The organism is Achromobacter sp. MYb9, assembly GCF_002975275.1.
In the GTDB taxonomy this organism is placed as follows: domain Bacteria; phylum Pseudomonadota; class Gammaproteobacteria; order Burkholderiales; family Burkholderiaceae_B; genus Achromobacter.
This window is the reverse complement of the sequence record NZ_PCOQ01000016.1, coordinates 86,492-101,145: the sequence shown is the minus strand read 5'-3', so window position 1 is coordinate 101,145 and position 14,654 is coordinate 86,492. Positions and strand designations below refer to the sequence as shown.

General features: G+C 66.1%; 16 protein-coding genes. 8 read left to right on the top strand and 8 right to left on the bottom strand.

Annotation, left to right across the window (positions count from 1 at the left end):
• Window positions 1-52 precede the first annotated feature (52 nt).
• The 3 genes from CQ050_RS21110 (at window position 53) to CQ050_RS21100 (ending at window position 2,379) form a co-directional block, all read left to right on the top strand.
• Window positions 53-1,039, top strand: a complete 987-nt coding sequence (locus CQ050_RS21110; protein ID WP_105558785.1) for a tripartite tricarboxylate transporter substrate binding protein — start codon at window positions 53-55, stop codon at window positions 1,037-1,039.
• A 32-nt stretch (window positions 1,040-1,071) separates the two neighbouring features.
• On the top strand, window positions 1,072-1,857 hold the full coding sequence (locus tag CQ050_RS21105) for an HpcH/HpaI aldolase/citrate lyase family protein (protein ID WP_105558784.1): 786 nt from the start codon (window positions 1,072-1,074) through the stop codon (window positions 1,855-1,857).
• 72 nt (window positions 1,858-1,929) lie between these two features.
• The gene (locus CQ050_RS21100; RefSeq protein ID WP_105558783.1) at window positions 1,930-2,379 is read left to right on the top strand and encodes a hypothetical protein; all 450 of its coding nucleotides are present in this window, start codon (window positions 1,930-1,932) and stop codon (window positions 2,377-2,379) included.
• A 15-nt stretch (window positions 2,380-2,394) separates the two neighbouring features.
• Here the strand turns inward: CQ050_RS21100 and CQ050_RS21095 are convergent, their stop codons facing one another.
• The 8 genes from CQ050_RS21095 to CQ050_RS21060 all read right to left on the bottom strand — a co-directional run bounded on the left by CQ050_RS21095 (window position 2,395) and on the right by CQ050_RS21060 (window position 9,758).
• The gene (locus CQ050_RS21095; protein ID WP_105558782.1) at window positions 2,395-3,198 is read right to left on the bottom strand and encodes an N-acyl homoserine lactonase family protein; all 804 of its coding nucleotides are present in this window, start codon (window positions 3,196-3,198) and stop codon (window positions 2,395-2,397) included.
• Entirely contained in the window at window positions 3,195-4,427 is a 1,233-nt protein-coding gene (locus CQ050_RS21090) for an alpha/beta fold hydrolase (RefSeq protein ID WP_105558781.1), read from the bottom strand. The genes CQ050_RS21095 and CQ050_RS21090 overlap by 4 nt, the downstream gene beginning before the upstream one ends.
• On the bottom strand, window positions 4,372-5,115 hold the full coding sequence (locus CQ050_RS21085; RefSeq protein ID WP_105558780.1) for a GntR family transcriptional regulator: 744 nt from the start codon (window positions 5,113-5,115) through the stop codon (window positions 4,372-4,374). The genes CQ050_RS21090 and CQ050_RS21085 overlap by 56 nt, the downstream gene beginning before the upstream one ends.
• Before the next feature lie 117 nt (window positions 5,116-5,232).
• Window positions 5,233-5,946: an ABC transporter ATP-binding protein gene (locus CQ050_RS21080; protein ID WP_105558779.1), complete on the bottom strand. Its 714-nt coding sequence runs from the start codon at window positions 5,944-5,946 to the stop codon at window positions 5,233-5,235.
• The gene (locus CQ050_RS21075) at window positions 5,943-6,683 is read right to left on the bottom strand and encodes an ABC transporter ATP-binding protein (RefSeq protein ID WP_105558778.1); all 741 of its coding nucleotides are present in this window, start codon (window positions 6,681-6,683) and stop codon (window positions 5,943-5,945) included. The genes CQ050_RS21080 and CQ050_RS21075 overlap by 4 nt, the downstream gene beginning before the upstream one ends.
• Window positions 6,676-7,644 carry a branched-chain amino acid ABC transporter permease gene (locus CQ050_RS21070; RefSeq protein WP_233214205.1) on the bottom strand — a complete coding sequence of 323 codons (969 nt, stop codon included), beginning with the start codon at window positions 7,642-7,644 and terminating at the stop codon, window positions 6,676-6,678. Before CQ050_RS21070 ends, CQ050_RS21075 begins: the two co-directional genes overlap by 8 nt.
• Before the next feature lie 5 nt (window positions 7,645-7,649).
• Entirely contained in the window at window positions 7,650-8,510 is an 861-nt protein-coding gene (locus tag CQ050_RS21065) for a branched-chain amino acid ABC transporter permease (protein WP_105558776.1), read from the bottom strand.
• Between the two features lie 27 nt (window positions 8,511-8,537).
• Window positions 8,538-9,758 (bottom strand): ABC transporter substrate-binding protein, encoded by a 1,221-nt coding sequence (locus CQ050_RS21060; protein ID WP_105558775.1) that lies wholly within the window; start codon window positions 9,756-9,758, stop codon window positions 8,538-8,540.
• A gap of 206 nt (window positions 9,759-9,964) precedes the next feature.
• Between CQ050_RS21060 and CQ050_RS21055 the strand changes: the two genes are divergently transcribed.
• The 5 genes from CQ050_RS21055 (at window position 9,965) to CQ050_RS21035 (ending at window position 14,592) form a co-directional block, all read left to right on the top strand.
• Complete coding sequence (locus CQ050_RS21055; protein WP_105558774.1) at window positions 9,965-10,378, top strand: carboxymuconolactone decarboxylase family protein; 414 nt, start codon at window positions 9,965-9,967, stop codon at window positions 10,376-10,378.
• Window positions 10,375-11,289, top strand: coding sequence for an NAD(P)-dependent oxidoreductase (locus CQ050_RS21050; RefSeq protein ID WP_105558773.1), 915 nt, complete (start codon window positions 10,375-10,377; stop codon window positions 11,287-11,289). The genes CQ050_RS21055 and CQ050_RS21050 overlap by 4 nt, the downstream gene beginning before the upstream one ends.
• A gap of 117 nt (window positions 11,290-11,406) precedes the next feature.
• A complete protein-coding gene (locus CQ050_RS21045; protein WP_105558772.1) occupies window positions 11,407-12,384 on the top strand; it encodes a tripartite tricarboxylate transporter substrate binding protein in 978 nt (325 codons plus the stop codon).
• Between the two features lie 39 nt (window positions 12,385-12,423).
• Window positions 12,424-13,329: an amidohydrolase gene (locus tag CQ050_RS21040; protein WP_199196886.1), complete on the top strand. Its 906-nt coding sequence runs from the start codon at window positions 12,424-12,426 to the stop codon at window positions 13,327-13,329.
• 33 nt (window positions 13,330-13,362) lie between these two features.
• Window positions 13,363-14,592 (top strand): MFS transporter, encoded by a 1,230-nt coding sequence (locus tag CQ050_RS21035; protein WP_105558771.1) that lies wholly within the window; start codon window positions 13,363-13,365, stop codon window positions 14,590-14,592.
• Window positions 14,593-14,654 lie beyond the last annotated feature (62 nt).

Genomic DNA, 14,654 nt, shown 5'->3' with positions numbered 1-14,654 from the left:
CCTTGAAAGCGCGCGCAGACCGCGCTCATGATCAATCGCAGGAGACACACGCATGCGCAGCATTTTTGTACGTACCCTGACCGCCGTTGCGGCGGTCGGGCTGACCGCTTCCCTTGCCCACGCCCAAGGCGCGGCGCCGGCCTGGCCGGCCAAGACCATTCGTTATGTGGTGCCGTTTTCGCCGGGAGGCGTCTCGGACGGCGTCGCGCGCCTGATGGCCGAGCAACTGAGCGCCCGGCTGGGGCAGTCGGTGATCGTGGAGAACAAGCCCGGCGTGTCCGGCATCGTGGGCACGCAGTTAGTGGCCCGCGCGGAGCCGGACGGCTACACGCTGGTGGGCGGCACCATCACCACGCATGCCGTCAATCCGTTCTTCATCAAATCGCTTGGCTATGATCCGGTCAAGGATTTCACGCCCGTGGCGCTGGTGGGCATGGTCAGCAATGCGTTGGTGGTACGAGCCGACAGCCCGTTCAATACGGTGCAGCAGGTTATCGATGCCGCGCGTGCGAAGCCCGACGAGCTGACTTACGGCACGGCGGGGGCGGGCACGTCGCAGCATCTGTCGGGCCAGCTTTTTCAGTCCATCTCGGGCACGCGACTGCGGCAGATCGTTTACAAGGGCGGCTCGCAGTCGATGGTGGATCTGATCGGCGGCCAGATCGACATGGTGTTTGAAACCGTGGCGGCGGCCCGCCCCATGATTGATTCCAAGCGCGTCAAAGTGCTGGGCGTGACGTCGGCGGCGCCGCTGGCGGACTTGCCCGGCGTGAAGCCGCTGGCGGAACTGGGGCTGCCGGGATTCCAGATGCAGTCCTGGCAGGGCATCTTCGCGCCCGCCTCCACGCCGGCGCCCGTGGTCGATCGCCTGGCCCGCGAAGTGGCGGCCATCGTGGCCAGCCCGGATGTGCGCGCCAAGCTGATGATGCTGGGCGTGGCGCCGGACGGCCGCGGCTCTGCGCCGTTTGCGCAATTCCAGCGCAGCGAAATCGATAAATGGGGCAAGGTGATCAAGGACGCCGGCATCCAGGCCGATTGATCCCCGCGTGTGACCTTTCCCAGGAGACTTGCATGACTGATTCCCGTTTTCCCCTGGACGGCCGTCTGCCGGATATGCTGCGCAGCGGCAAGCCGCTGCGGGGCCTGTTCAACGGTTTGCCCAGCCCGGCCATCGTCGAGATGTGCGCCTACGCCGGGTTTGACTTCATCATTCTCGACAACGAACACGGCAGCGCCGACTTTGGCGTGACCGAACACATGCTGCGCGCGGCCCGGGCGGCAGGCATCGCCGCCGTGGTGCGCTGCTTTGAACACGATTTGCCGCGCATCCTGGACATGGGGGCCGGTGCGGTGCAGGTGCCGATGGTGGAAAGCGCCGAGCAGGCGCGGCGGCTTGTTTCCCTGGTTCGCTATCCGCCGTTGGGCCGAAGGGGAAGCGCCTTCAGTACGCGGGCGGCCGGCTATGGCGCGTTTGGCGGCGCCGGCCACACGCAGCGCAGCAACGACGGCATCGCTTTCATCGCCATGATCGAAACACCCGAAGCCATCACCGCTGCCGCCCAGATTGCCGCGGTGGAGGGCGTGGACGCGGTGTTCATCGGGCCGAATGACCTGGCGCATGCGATGGGCCATGGCAGCGACTGGACGGCGGCGCCTGTGCAACGCGCCATCGAGCAGGGGCTCAACGCCATCGCCTCCGCGGGAAAGTGCCCCGGCATTATTGCGCTGACGCCCGCCGACGAGGAAAAGTACGGCGCATTCGGCGCCCGCTATTTCGCCAACGTTTCGACCAGCATCATTACCCGCGCGCTGGCGCAGGCGGCATCCGCCGGGCGTGATACGCAGTTGCGGTATTGATCCTGGCGGCATGGCGGGAAATCCGCCTACACTTGCCGGTCTCGTTCCCGCCGACCTTCGCAAGGAAACCCCATGACCGCACGTGCCGCCTGGTTCCTGTCCTGCCTGCTTTTCGCGGGCGCCGCCCACGCCGGGTCCGCGCCGGCCGAACTATCCTGCGTGTCGGAAAGCGGCAAAGTGGCGCTGAAGGGGGTTATTCCGTCGCCGTCGTCAGAGGAGCTGAACATCAAACTCAGCTATTTCGACGCGAGCTTGACGTTCACTTCGGATACCGCCTCCATCAACTACCTGGTGTCGGATTTTCCGCAATCGGTGTTCACGCTGCTGGTGCCGTCCGGGGACACGGCGTTGACGCTCTATGCATTGCCGTCCAGCGTGGCGGTTGAAAAGAACGCCACCGGAGACATCGTGGGCACGTTCCAGGCCAAGCTGACGGCGCCTCGGCCGCGTTCGACTGCCGGCGCGCAGAACGACAGCCCGTTGAAGGCCACGCTGAAATGTGATTACCGCTATTCGCTGTAGTTGCAGGCCAGGTGGCTACAGGGCGGGTGTGCCGGATAGATGCAGCGCCACCACTTCGGTGTCACCGTTGCGGAAGGCAGGATAGCGGTTGCGGACCAGCGGGTCGTGGCCCGGAATGACGTGGTCCGGGGATTCCGCGTGCTTCAGCAGCGTTTCGTAGCCGGCCAGCATGTCGGCCACGTTCAGCACGATTGGAAACGGCGCGTCCAGCCCCATGTTGTCGTAGTAGTGGCTGGCGTCGGACGCCAGCACGATCCAGCCGCGCGCCGTGTGCACGCGCACTGACTGCAGGCCTTGCGTGTGGCCGCCGATGTGCAGCAGTTGCAGGCCCGGCGCGATCTCGTCGTGGCCGTGATAGAAAGCCACCCGCTTGTCATAGACCCCGCGCACCACGTCGACCACGTCTTCCACCGCGTAGGCGTGGCGCAGCATGTCGAAGCGCATGTTGCACCCGCAGGCGTAGTGCAGTTCGCTTTCTTGCAGATGCAGCCGGGCGTGCGGCAGCTTGCGGATATTGCCGGCGTGGTCGTAGTGCAGATGCGTGACGATCACGTCCTGGATGTCGGCCGGGGCGATGCCCAGCGTTTTCAAGGCGTCGATGGGGCAGCGCAGGAATTCGCGGCCCCGGGCGCGGGCGGCCGATTCGTTAAAGCCGGTGTCGACCAGCCAGACGCGCGCGCCGTGGCGGATGACCCAGACGAAATAGTCCATGGGCATCGGCCCGTCGTGGGGGTCGGGTGGCGTGATGAAGTTCTGCCCGCGGCGGCGGGCGACCGTGGCGTAGCGCAAGGCATAGACTTCGTGGTTGGGCAGCGTCATGCGAATCCCCCTGTGGTGCGGATGTGGTCGAGTTCGGGCCGCAGGTAGTCCAGCAGGCGTTGCGGGTTCTCGACCATCGGGAAGTGGCCCAGCTCGGGCATGGCGGTGAAGCGCGCGCCGGGGATCCGCGCAGCGACGCGACGGCTGTCTTCCGGGCTGGCGGAGTAGTCGTAGGCGCCCGTCAGCAACGACACGCCGAAGCGGTGGGCGTCCAGGCCAGCCAGATGTTCGGCGGCGTCGAAGTCTTCGCTGTAGAACCACAGGTCATTGGCGTACACATTGAAGCCCCCTTGCGCGTAGATCCAGGCGGCGTCGCGGCGCGCTTCCAACGTGGCTGCCGGCCCCATCAGGCCGCGCACATAGGCGGGGTTGTGCGCCGCCTGGTTGACCTGTGGATGGCACAGCATCGGCGTGCGCCGTCCGGTGGCTTTCCAAGGCGCTTCCAGCGCCACCACGCCTGCCACGTCGTCCGGATTGCGGGCGGCGGCAACCAGCGCCATCGCGGCGCCCATCGAGCAACCCAGCAACACGGCGGGGCGGCCAACCAATTGGCGGATGACCGCCACGCACGTCCGCAGATAGGCGTCGCGGGTCAGTCCCGTTTCGGTCCACGCCTGGCCGGGCTGCGGCATGCTGCGCCCGTGGCCGGGCATGTCGAAGGCGATCATGCGCCATTGGCCGCGCAGGCCGGGGTCCGCCATCAGCGCGTGGTACTGGCGCGAATCGGCGCCCGCGGTGTGCAGCATCAGCAGCGGCGGGCCGGCGGGCAGGCCGCTGGTCTCGTAGTACAGGGACGTGGACGCCAAGCCCAGGTCGAGCGTGGCGTAGTGGCCGGTGATGGCGCTGCGGTCCAGCAGGGCGGGCGCCGCGTGGAGCTGTCCGCGCAGGATCTCGAACAGTCGTTCCAGGGGATGCAGGGCCTGGGCGATGGCCAGTGCGTCGCCTTTCACGCGCAGGCCGTGGGCCTGGCGGTGGGCGGCGGTGAAGGAGTGATAGCCGGGCGGTGGCGAGGGATCAAGCAGTTTGCGCCAGGTGTCCGGCGGGGCGCTGATGACGAGGCATTGCGAGGGGGCGGCGGGTTGGCCCGCCCAGGCAGGGACCCGGTCTTCGGGATCCGCGCCGGCCTGCAGCCAGATGGCGCATGGCAGGCCCCTGGCTGCGGCGATGAATTCGCTATCCTGCTGCGCCAGGGCCGCCGCGGCCCTCAGTTCCTGGACGATCGCCTTCACGTGTTGATGCCTCCTCTTGTTGGCGCCTGAGTACTTCCAGCGCAGTGCGTTCCGCGTTCACGATATGGCTCTGCGCGGCCGCCTGGGCGCCTTGTGGATCCCGAGCCTGGATGCGCTCGAAGATATGGTCGATTTCGGCCATGCTTTCCGGCAGCCGGTCGGCGCGCGCGAACGACGTGGCGCGCAACAGATTGATGCGCGACAGCAGGCCGGGCAGCATGTCCTTGATCAGATCGTTATCGCAGCCCGATAGCAGCACGTCGTAGAAATCGCGTTTGGCCGCCAGCAATGCCGATTTATTGCTGCCCTTGGCCTGACGGTGCAGCGCGTCCACGGCTTTGCGCAGGCGTTCGACGTCGGGGTCGCTGGCCAGCCGCGCGAATTCATGCGCGGCAAAGCCTTCCAGCAGGGCGCGCAGCGAATACAGGTCGCGGGCGGCTTTTTCAGTGATGCGCACCACCGTCGGGCCGCGGTGCGGCTCGATCGAGATCAGGCGTTCGGCCTCCAGCGTGCGCAGCGCTTCGCGCAGCGTGCTGCGGCTGATGTTCAGCTGTTCGCACAGCTCGGCCTCGCGCAGGCGTTCCCCGCCCTTGATGCGCCCGTCCATGATGGACGTGCGCAGGAATTCCTCAACGCGGGTGCGCAAGGTGGTGGGTTTTTCGAATACTGCGCCGGTGGGGGTGGGCATGGCTGTCTCTCGCTTAGCGTAACGGCGGGCGCGGGTGGCAGCGGGGGCTTTTGGCCCGGCTGCGGCGAACCGCCGGTTCAACGTAAAGACGCAATATATCCCGCCGGCGCGCCATCGCTATAACCCGAGGTAGGCGGCGCGCACGCGGCTGTCTTCCAGCAGCGCGCCGCTGGGGCCGGACAGCACCATCGAACCGGATTGCAGCACGTAGGCGTGTTCGGCCACCGACAGCGCCAACCGGGTGTTTTGCTCCACCAGCAGGATGGTCAGGCCGCTGCGGTGGATGTCGATCATGGCCTGGTGCATTTCCTCCACGACTTTGGGCGCCAGGCCGTGGCTGGGTTCGTCCAGCAGCAACAACCGGGGTTCCAGCATCAGCGCGCGCCCGAACGCCACCATCTGCTGTTCACCGCCGGACAGCGTGCCTGCCTGCTGCCGGCGCCGTTCATGCAGCCGCGGGAACAGGGCGTAGACGCGATCGCAACTGCGCTTGAGGCCCGCCGTGTCATGGCGGCGGGTGTAGCCGCCCAGGCTCAGGTTTTCCTCGACCGTCATTTCCGGAAAGACGTGGCGGCCTTCCGGCACGTGGGCAATGCCCAATTCCGGGATGCGGTGCGGCGGCAGGCGCAGGATGTCGCGGCCGTCGAAGACGATGCTGCCGCTGACCTTGTCCAGCAGCCCCGAGATGCAGCGCAACAGCGTGCTTTTGCCCGCTGTGTTGGCGCCGACGACCGCGATGAAACCGCCTTCGGGCACGTCCAGCGAGACGTCGTGCAGCACCGGGCTGCGGTCATAAGAGGCGGTCAGTCCCTGGATCTGCAACAGGCTCATGCGGCCACCCCCGCCTGTTCCATCGACTTGCCCAGATAGACCTCGATCACGGTTGGGTCGGACGCGATGTCGGCGGGGCTGCCTTCGGCGATCTTCTGGCCGAAGGACAGCACCAGGATGCGGTTGCACAGCCGCATGATGGCACGCATGTGATGCTCGACCACGATGAAGGTGATGCCCGCTTCGTCGCGCAGCGTGCGGATCAGGTCCAGCATCGCGTCCATCTCGGATTCGTTCAGCGCCGCCATCACTTCGTCCAGCAGGAAGACCTTGGGGGCGGTGCACAGTGCGCGTGCCAGTTCCACCCGGGCTTGCTCGGGAAACGAGAGTTCGCCAGCCGGCTTGGCCGCGATGGCGGACAGGCCGACGCGGTCGAGATTGTCGCGCGCCACCTGGCGGGCATGTGGCACGTCGTGACGCAGCAGGCCGCCGACCAGCACGTTGTCCAGCACGGTCATTTCGGGAAACAACGCCACGTTCTGGAACGTCTTGGTCATGCCGCGCGCCGCGATCTGATGGGGGCGCAGGCCGCTGACGTCCTGGCCGTCCAGTTCGATGCGGCCGCCCTGGCTGGCGTACAGGCCCACCAGCAGATTGAACAAGGTGGTCTTGCCGGCGCCATTGGGACCGATCAGGCCCAGGATGTCGCCGCGCGCCACGCTGAAAGACACGTCGTCCACGGCTTTCAGGCCGCCGAAGCGGCGCTGCACGTTGGAAACCTTCAGGATGTCAGGCATGCTGGCCCCGCCTAAGGTTGCAGAGCCGCGTCCACAGCGCCGACAGGCCGCGCGGCTCGATCAGGATGATGGCGATCAGGATCAGCCCGAACGCCAGTTGGGAAACGCCCGCCGTATGGCCGGACAGCCAGTCGTTGAACGTTTCTTCCAGCGGGATGATGACCAGGGCGCCGATCAGCGGGCCGGCCACGGTGCCCACGCCGCCGATGATGCAGATCAGCGCCACGCGCACCGAGATGCCCACCAGCGAAAACACGGTGTCCGGATCGAAGAAGTAGATGAACTGCGCGTACAGGGTGCCGCAGGCGCCCATCAGCGCGGCCGAGATCACGGCGGCCAGGATGCGCGTACGTGCCGTGTCCACGCCGATGACCTCCGCCGCCTGCGGATTGGCCTTCACGGCGCGCAGGCGATAGCCCAGGCGCGAACGGCTGATCAGCGCGAAAACCACCGACGTGACCAGCGCGGCCCCCAGCATCAGGTAGTAGTACGGGATGCTGGACTTGAACTGCATCTGCGCCACGCCTTCCGAAAACGGGATCGACAGGCCGACCGGCCCGCCCGTCACCGATGCCCAGGTGTTGGCGATGGCGCGCAGCACTTCGCCGAACGCCAGCGTGGCCAACGCAAAGTAGTGGCCGCGCAGCCGCATGGTGGGCAGGCTGAGCAGGGCGCCCGCCACGGCCGCTACCGCCATCGCGGCCACGATGCCCAGCCATGGCGAAATGCCGAATCGCATCAGCAGCAGTGTCGAGGTGTAGGCGCCCAGACCGAAGAAGGCCGCATGCCCCAGTGAAATCTGGTTGGCCAGGCCGCCCACGATGTTCCAGGACTGGCCCATCGCGGCAAACAGCAGCACCAGCGTCAGGACGCGGATGCCATAGCCTTGGTCTTCCATCAGCCAGGGGGCGGCCAGTGCGATGGCCAATAGCGCGGCCCACGGCAGGGATTGTCGAGTCATGGCCATCAGGCAGCCCTTTTCAAAAGACCTTCCGGGCGCACGGCCAGGACAAGGATGAAGATGGCGAACAGCACCAGGTTCTGCAATTGCATGGGCAGCACCAGCGACGACAGCGACTGGATCACACCGACCGCGACCCCGCCCACCACCGCGCCCATCACGCTGCCCAGCCCGCCCAGCACCACCGCCGTGAACATCAGCACGCTGAATTGCGCGCCGACGGTGGTCGACGCCGTGAGGTAGGGCAGGATGATGCCGCCGCCCAAGGCCGTCAGGCCCACGCCCAGGCCGAAGGCCAATTGATGGACGCGATGGGTAGAGATGCCCGACAGCCGGGCAGCCATCGGATCCTGCGCCGTCGCGCGCACCGCCATGCCCCACCAGGTTTTTTTCAGCACCCACCACAGCGTCAACCCCGCCACCGACGCCACGATGAAAGCCAGCAGATAGGGCGCGCTGAGGAGGATCGGGCCGACCGCCAGCGCCGTCATCTGATAGGGCGTCTGCACCGAGCGGAACTCGGAACCGAACAGGATCAGGGCCAGGTTCTCCATCACGATGAGCAGGCCCACCGTCAGGAAGATCTGCGCCACCGCCGGCGCCTTCAACACGCGGTCGATGAGGAACTTCTGCGTCAACACGCCCAGCACGAAGGCCACGGCGAACGACAGCAACGACCCGAGGAGCGGGTCCAGCCCCAGCAATTTCCAGGCGAAGTACGCCACGAACATGCCCACCATCAGAAATTCGGCCTGGGCGAAGTTGACGATGGAAACCACGCCGAAGACCAGTGTCAGTCCGATCGAAATGACCGCATACACGCCGCCCAGCAAAATGCCGTCCACCAGTGCCTGCAAGAATTGCATGACCGTCCTCCGGTTCGCGCCGAGCGCTCAGTTGGCGGTGATGACGCGGCCCTTGGCCAGCGCTTGCGGCCACACCGAGACCAACTCGTTGTTTTGCCACTGGACCATGATGGGTTGGGCCAGGGTGTTCAGGCCGTTGGCGTCGAAATGCACGCCGCCGCCCGACATCACGCCGGCCCAGCCCTGATCGTATTTCTGCGCGCGCAGCGCTTTGGATACCGCCTCGGGCTTATCGGACGCCGCCACTTCCAGGGCCTGGGCCAGCACGCCGGCGCATACCGCGTGTTCCAGGGCCTCGTGCGGCATGAAGGTACCGAAGCGCTTGCGGTAGCGCTCGGTATAGGCCGGCGCCTGGTCGTAATTGGCCGGTGCGATCGACAGGACGGCTTGGGAATAGGGGCCCAGCGCTTTCGCGAAGTCGGGAATCACATAGCCCGCCGCGCCGCCCACGATGGGCACGGTCAAGCGTTGCTGGCGCATCACCCGGATGATCAACAGGCTGTCGTTCAGGTAGGAAATCGGGAACACGATCTGGGCGTCGGATGCGCGCAGCTTGCTGATCAGCGGGGTGACGTCGGTGATGCCCAGCGGATAGGCTTCATCCAGCACGATTTGCGCACCGGCCGCCTTGGCGGCATTGCGCACGCCCACGGCTTGCGAGGTGCCGTAGGCCGTGTCTTCGTACAGCAGCGCGATTTTCTTGATGGCGGATGCGCCCGCCACGACGGACGCCGCATAGTCGTATTGCGCGCGGCCCAGCACCGAGCCCTTCGATACCACCTGGAAGATGTGTTTGAAACCGCGTTCCGTCAGCACGTCCGAAAACGACATCGTCAGCAGCGGGATGCCACGGCGTTCGGTCACTTCGGACACGGCCAGCGTCAGCGACGAGGCATAGGCGCCAATCAGCGCCACGCAACGGTTCTGCGTGATCAGGCGCTGCGCCACGGTGGCCGCCGTGGTGGGCTGCGAGGTGGCATCGGCGATAACCAGCTTGAGCTTGGCGCCGCCCAGCGACTTGATGCCGCCCGCCGCGTTGATTTCGTCCGCGGCAAGTTCAAGGCCCTGCCGCGAATTGATGCCGAACTGCGCATTCGCGCCCGACAACGGCAGGATCACGCCGACGTTGATATCGGCCGGCGCCGCCAGCGCACGGCCGGGCAGAGTGGCCGCCAGCGCGACCGCGCCCAGTCCAGCGACAAATTCCCGGCGCCCGTGGCGCAGAGCCTGCGTGGGGTTGCTTTTCATGCTTGTCTCCTGGCTTTTTGTGGAATGGGGCGCACGGCAGCCAGCCCGGCGCTTTGCCGCATTATTGTGTTCATTTTTTAAGCAGTCAAGCATATTGTCAGACAATCTGACTGTTGACGGGCGGGCGAAAATTGACTGACAATCAGACAAAACAGACCGAGCACAAGCCGGTTCGACGCCCGTCATCATCACTAAACGAGGAACCTATGGCAGACATCCAATCCGAAACCCAAGCCCTGTTCGACCAAGGCCTGAACCTGCGCCGCGAAGTGCTGGGCACCGAGTACGTGGACGGGTCCCTGGCCCGCGCCAACGACTTCATGATGGCCTTCCAGCACATCACCACCGAATGGTGCTGGGGCTACACCTGGGGCCGTCCGGGTCTGGAAAAGAAGACGCGCAGCATGCTGAACCTGGCCATGCTGACGGCGTTGAATCGTCCGGCCGAAATCAAGCTCCACGTCAAAGGCGCGCTGAACAATGGCGTGACCGTTGAAGAGATCAAGGAAATCCTGCTGCAGGCCACCGTGTATTGCGGCATCCCCGCCGGCCTGGACGCCTTCAAGGTTGCCAACCAGGTGCTGGAAGAAGAGGGCGCCTTCAAGGCGCAGCAAGCATGAACGCCCCGCAAGAACGGGTGGGGCTCGTCGGCATCGGCAGCATGGGCTGGCCGATGGCCGCGCGCCTGGTGCAGGCCGGCTATGCGGTGACGGTGTTCGACGCCGTGCCGGGCCAGGCCGACAAATTCGCGCAGGACGTGGGCGGCCAGGCCGCCGCCACCTGCGCCGCGCTGGCGGCGCAATCCGACATCGTTTTCACGATGTTGCCCACCAGCGCCATCGTGGAACAGGTGCTGAGCGGCGAACAAGGGCTGCTGGCCGGCCTGCGCCCGGGCAGCGTCGTCGTCGAAATGAGCTCTGGCGTGCCCGCGCATACGCAGCGGCTCGCCCAGGCGGTGGCCGCCGCCGGCAGCCAGATGGTGGACGCGCCCGTGTCGGGCGGGGTGCCGCGCGCGCGCACCGGCGAACTCGCGATCATGTTCGGCGGTCCTGCCGCCACGCTGGAACGCGTGCGCCCGGCGCTGTCGGCGATGGGCACGTCGATCACCGCCGTCGGCGACGTGGGCAGCGCCCACGCCATGAAGGCGTTGAACAACCTGGTCTCGGCCGGCGGCTTCCTGATCGGCGTCGAAGCCATGTTGATCGGCCAGCAGTTCGGCCTGGACCCCAACGTGATCGTCGACGTGCTCAATGCGTCCACGGGCATGAACAATTCCACGCAAAAAAAGTTCAAGCAGTTCGTGCTGTCGCGCCAGTTCAATTCGGGCTTCGGCCTGGACCTGATGGTCAAGGACCTGGGCATTGCGCTGGGCATTGCCACCGATACCGGCACGCCCACGCCGTTCGCGTCGCTGTGCCGCGAATTGTGGGCCTCTGCGGGCAAAACCCTGGGCAAGGGCCAGGACCATACCGCCGTCGCGCGCCTGTCCGAGCAACTGGCCGGCGTGGAACTGGCCGCCAAGAAAAGCTAGGCCGCTTCAACCACGGCGCGGCTGCGGCCGCGTCGTCTTTTCAACCTGCATCACAAAAAACCGCCAAGACAAGGTGGAGGGCCGGCTGTTGCCGGCAGAAACAGCGAGGAGCAAAACATGAAGAAGACTTTTCTGGCGACCCTGGGCGCCGGCCTGATCGCGCTTGCCGCCAACGCGTCCGCGCAGGACTACCCCACGCGCCCCATCTCGATGGTGGTGCCGTACGCGGCGGGGGGATCCACCGACGGATTGGCCCGCATCGTGGCGCAAGCCATGGGCGAGAACCTGGGCCAGACCGTCGTGGTGGAAAACATGGGCGGCGGCGGCACCATGATCGGCAACCAGCGCGTGACCCGCGCCGCGCCAGACGGCTACACCATCACCTTCGGCAACATGGGGTCGCTGGCCATCGCGCCGTCGCTATACCCCAAGAGCAAGTTCGATCCGCGTCGCGACATGAGCGCGATCGGGCTGGTGGCGACGGTGCCGATGGTGCTGTCCGTCAGCAAGAAAAGCGGCATCGCCACGCTGCCTGACTTCGTCGAGCGCCTGAAGAAGCATGGCGCCGACGTGAACTTCGGCAATGCGGGGTCCGGCTCCACAAGCCATATCGCAGCGGCCTATTTCATGCACGTGACCCATACGCAAGGGATGCAGATTCCCTACCGGGGCGCGGGCCCGGCGATTGCCGACCTGATGGCCGGCACGGTGGACGCGGTGATCGACCAGACCGTCACGATGATCCCCATCCACGAAGCCAAACGCGTCACGGCGCTGGCCGTGGCCTCCCCTGCGCGGCTGCCGCAGATCCCCGACGTGCCGACGTTCGCGGAAGGCGGCGTGCCGGATTTCAACATGAGTGTCTGGAACGGCATCGCCGCGCCGGCCGGCACGCCGCCCGCCGTGATCGCGCGGCTGGAACAGGCCTTGACGGCCGCGCTGAAGAGCCCTGGCGTACGCGAATCGCTGGATAAGCTGGCGGCTCAGGCGCCGACCGAGAAAGAGCAGGGCGCGGCGGCTTTCCAGGCGCTGATCGCCCGCGACGTGCCGAACTTCGCGGCCTTGATCAAGGATGCCGGCATCACGGTAAATTGAACCTTCCTCTGGTTCGATTCCATTCTGGGAGATCCACGCATGTGTCCGACCCTTTCCGATGCTTCCGCGCAGGAAGCGCCCCTGTGCCTGGCGCCCTTGCTCGAGATGGACGCCGCCACCTTTGACATACCGCCCGGCGCCTGCGATACGCACGCGCATGTGGTGGCCGCGGATGCCGCCGCCTATCCGCTGGTGCCGGAGCGCACCTACACGCCACCGCCCGCGCCGGAGTCCGCTTACCTGGGCATGTTGAAACAAACCGGCATGGCGCGCGGCGTGCTGGTGCAGATCAGCGTCTACGGCACCGACAACCGCTACATGCTGGAGGTGCTGCGCCGCCATCCCGACCAGTTGCGGGGCATCGGCGTGGTGGCCCCGACCGTGACGGACAGCGAGCTGGCGGACATGCATGCCGCGGGCGTGCGCGGCTTGCGCATCAATGTGCTGTTCGGCGGCGGTATCGGCTTTGACGCGATGGAGACCTTGGCGCATCGCATTGCCGGCCTGGGCTGGCACATGCAGTTTTTGATGGATGCGCGTCAGTTGCCCGAGCTGTTGCCGCGCATGCGCAAGCTGCCGGTGCCGGGCGTGGTGGACCACATGGGTCACATGCCTGTCGCCGAGGGAGTGGGCAGCGCCGGCTTCCAGGCCTTGCAGCATCTGGTCCGGGACCATGGCTGGTGGGTCAAGCTGTCCGGCGCCTACCGCATCAGCGACCGCTTCGACGATTTCAGCGACGTGGTGCCCTGGGCACAGGCGCTGATCGAGACGGCGCCTGACCGCATGCTGTGGGGCAGCGACTGGCCGCACGTGCATCAGACGCGCATGGTCAACACCGGCCGGTTGCGTAATCAGCTGGCGTCGTGGGCGCCGGATGCCGCCCTGCGCCATCGCATTCTGGTCGACAACCCCGAACGGCTGTACGGCTTTGCGCCGGCGCGGTAATCCCGGGAAACCGAACCCTCCAAGAGGCGAACCATGCAATGGTATAGAGAGCTGAACAAGACGGAACGGCGCACCTTCATCGCCGCGTTCGGGGGCTGGGCCATCGACGCCCTGGACTTCATGGTGTTCACCTTCGTGATCGCCACGCTGATGACGTTGTGGGGCATCGATAAAGGCCAGGCTGGCATGCTGGGCACCGTCACGCTGCTGTTTTCCGCCATCGGCGGATGGCTGGCGGGCATCCTTGCCGACCGGTACGGCCGGGTGCGCGTGCTGCAATACACGATCCTGTGGTTTTCGGCGTGCACGGTGGCCATCGGCTTCGCGCAGAATTTCGAGCAGCTATTCGTGCTGCGGGCCTTGCAGGGCCTGGGTTTCGGCGGCGAATGGGCCGTCGGCTCGGTGCTGATGGGCGAAATCGTGCGGGCCGAACACCGAGGCAAGGCCGTGGGCACCGTGCAAAGCGGTTGGGCCGTTGGATGGGGCGTCGCGGCCATCCTGTACACGGTCGCGTTTTCCATCCTGCCCGCGGAATGGGCCTGGCGCAGCCTGTTCTGGGTGGGCGTGCTGCCGGCCTTCCTGGTGCTGTACATCCGCAAGAACGTGCCCGAACCCGAGGTGTTCCAGCGCGCCCAGGCCAAGGTGCAGGCCGGCGAGGCCCGGGCATCGTTCTGGACGATCTTCTCGCCCGCGCTGTTGAAGACCACGGTCATCACCGCCGTGCTGTGCACCGGCGTGCAGGGCGGCTACTACGCCATCACCACCTGGTTGCCGACCTACCTGAAGGTTGAGCGCCAACTGTCCGTATTGAATACCGGCGGGTACCTGATGGTCATCATCTTCGGATCGTTCTGCGGGTACATCGCGGGCGCTTATCTGGCCGACCGCCTGGGCCGCCGCGCCAACCTGTTGATCTTCTCGGTGCTGTCCACGGCCAGCGTCTACGTCTACACGCAATTGCCGCTGACCGACGGCCAGATGCTGTTCCTGGGTTTTCCGCTGGGCTTTGCCGCGTCTGGCATCTTCAGCGGAATCGGCGCCTATCTGACGGAACTGTTCCCGTCCGGGGTGCGCGCATCGGGGCAGGGGTTTGCGTATAACTTCGGCCGCGGCGTGGGGGCGCTATTCCCCAGCCTGGTGGGATTCCTGAGCCAGACGCACGGCCTGGGTTGGGCGATCGGGGCATTCGCCACCGGCGCTTACGCGGTGGTGATCGTGACGGCGCTGCTGTTGCCCGAAACCAAGGGGCGCGTGCTGGAGTAGGGCTGCGCGCCCGCTTTTTTGAACAGATACGGGTTTACCCGGTATCTGTTCAAAAGCCATAA

Excerpts from the sequence above, each read along its gene's own strand:
- CQ050_RS21110 (WP_105558785.1), top strand. The coding sequence starts at position 53 with ATGCGCAGCATTTTTGTACGTACCCTGACCGCCGTTGCGGCGGTCGGG.
- CQ050_RS21105 (WP_105558784.1), top strand. The coding sequence starts at position 1,072 with ATGACTGATTCCCGTTTTCCCCTGGACGGCCGTCTGCCGGATATGCTG.
- CQ050_RS21100 (WP_105558783.1), top strand. The coding sequence starts at position 1,930 with ATGACCGCACGTGCCGCCTGGTTCCTGTCCTGCCTGCTTTTCGCGGGC.
- CQ050_RS21095 (WP_105558782.1), bottom strand. The coding sequence starts at position 3,198 with ATGACGCTGCCCAACCACGAAGTCTATGCCTTGCGCTACGCCACGGTC.
- CQ050_RS21085 (WP_105558780.1), bottom strand. The coding sequence starts at position 5,115 with ATGCCCACCCCCACCGGCGCAGTATTCGAAAAACCCACCACCTTGCGC.
- CQ050_RS21080 (WP_105558779.1), bottom strand. The coding sequence starts at position 5,946 with ATGAGCCTGTTGCAGATCCAGGGACTGACCGCCTCTTATGACCGCAGC.
- CQ050_RS21075 (WP_105558778.1), bottom strand. The coding sequence starts at position 6,683 with ATGCCTGACATCCTGAAGGTTTCCAACGTGCAGCGCCGCTTCGGCGGC.
- CQ050_RS21070 (WP_233214205.1), bottom strand. The coding sequence starts at position 7,644 with ATGACTCGACAATCCCTGCCGTGGGCCGCGCTATTGGCCATCGCACTG.
- CQ050_RS21065 (WP_105558776.1), bottom strand. The coding sequence starts at position 8,510 with ATGCAATTCTTGCAGGCACTGGTGGACGGCATTTTGCTGGGCGGCGTG.
- CQ050_RS21060 (WP_105558775.1), bottom strand. The coding sequence starts at position 9,758 with ATGAAAAGCAACCCCACGCAGGCTCTGCGCCACGGGCGCCGGGAATTT.
- CQ050_RS21055 (WP_105558774.1), top strand. The coding sequence starts at position 9,965 with ATGGCAGACATCCAATCCGAAACCCAAGCCCTGTTCGACCAAGGCCTG.
- CQ050_RS21050 (WP_105558773.1), top strand. The coding sequence starts at position 10,375 with ATGAACGCCCCGCAAGAACGGGTGGGGCTCGTCGGCATCGGCAGCATG.
- CQ050_RS21045 (WP_105558772.1), top strand. The coding sequence starts at position 11,407 with ATGAAGAAGACTTTTCTGGCGACCCTGGGCGCCGGCCTGATCGCGCTT.
- CQ050_RS21040 (WP_199196886.1), top strand. The coding sequence starts at position 12,424 with ATGTGTCCGACCCTTTCCGATGCTTCCGCGCAGGAAGCGCCCCTGTGC.
- CQ050_RS21035 (WP_105558771.1), top strand. The coding sequence starts at position 13,363 with ATGCAATGGTATAGAGAGCTGAACAAGACGGAACGGCGCACCTTCATC.